Origin of the sequence: Pontimonas sp. (assembly GCF_031581085.1) — a bacterium.
Taxonomy (GTDB): Bacteria; Actinomycetota; Actinomycetes; order Actinomycetales; family Microbacteriaceae; genus Pontimonas.
Map to the genome: position 1 here is coordinate 1 of NZ_JAVLBO010000073.1, position 938 is coordinate 938.

A 938-nucleotide genomic window follows, 5' to 3' on the forward strand; every position below is an offset into this window, starting at 1 on the left:
GTGTAATGGTAACACAGGGATCTCCAAAATCCTTAATGGCGGTTCGATTCCGTCCACCGGGGCCATACACAATCAGTGTATCTCATTTCGGTCATTTTACGATTTTTTACTGAAATGAGAAACAAAACCGGTAGGTACGATATGTTTAAGCGAATCAAAGAGGCACTTAAGCCTACAACAAAGACAAAAGAGGATCGTAACGACAAGTCGGAACATCGTAAGTACACGACGAAGTACGAGGATCTCTGTCAGTAGTCTCATTGCCGGATTAGCTCAGCTGGCCAGAGCAGCGCTCTTGTAAAGCGAAGGTCCGCGGTTCGAATCCGTGATCCGGCACCATATAGTTTTGGGAGTATAGCTCAATTGGCAGAGCGTGAACTTGTAGATCACAGGTTTCGGGTTCGAGTCCCGATGCTCCCACCAATTCTGGTCTGTTAGTGAAGTGGTTATCACGCTAGCCTGTCACGCTGGTATCACGGGTTCAAATCCCGTACAGACCGCCACATACAGTTTATCGGGAGTATAGCTCAATTGGCAGAGCAACTGACTCTTAATCAGCAGGTTCCAGGTTCGAGTCCTGGTACTCCCACCAAGCAAAAAGGTAGCGCAGATCCGGTGAAAGCGCCCGTCCTCCACGATAAGTGGTTCGCACCCCAGAGTGGTATAACCAAGAGACTCCGGAATTGAGCCGGGACGCCTCTGCACCGTCAAGCGCACCCACCGATCCGAATGAACGGATATCGCCTCAGGGACGCCTGAGGAGTCGGCCACTTTATTTTACTTAGTAGTAGGTGATGTCATGCCAAAGATCGAAAACTGCTCTTGGATTGACTTTCAGAAAGCCAATCATCGGATCGATCCGATTGGTACTATCGCCATTCAGATTACTGATCCGGGTGATACACCACCCGAACCGGCAGAGGACGTTTTTGTCGAGC

General features: G+C 49.6%; 4 tRNA genes. All 4 read left to right on the forward strand.

Annotated features, from left to right (window positions below):
- Window positions 1–262 precede the first annotated feature (262 nt).
- Window positions 263–339 (forward strand) — tRNA-Thr (locus RI518_RS07945).
- A gap of 9 nt (window positions 340–348) precedes the next feature.
- A tRNA-Thr gene (locus tag RI518_RS07950) sits at window positions 349–423 on the forward strand.
- Window positions 424–428: 5 nt separating this feature from the next.
- Window positions 429–503 (forward strand) — tRNA-Asp (locus RI518_RS07955).
- A 13-nt stretch (window positions 504–516) separates the two neighbouring features.
- Window positions 517–592, forward strand: a tRNA-Lys gene (locus RI518_RS07960).
- The last annotated feature ends 346 nt before the right edge of the window (window positions 593–938 follow it).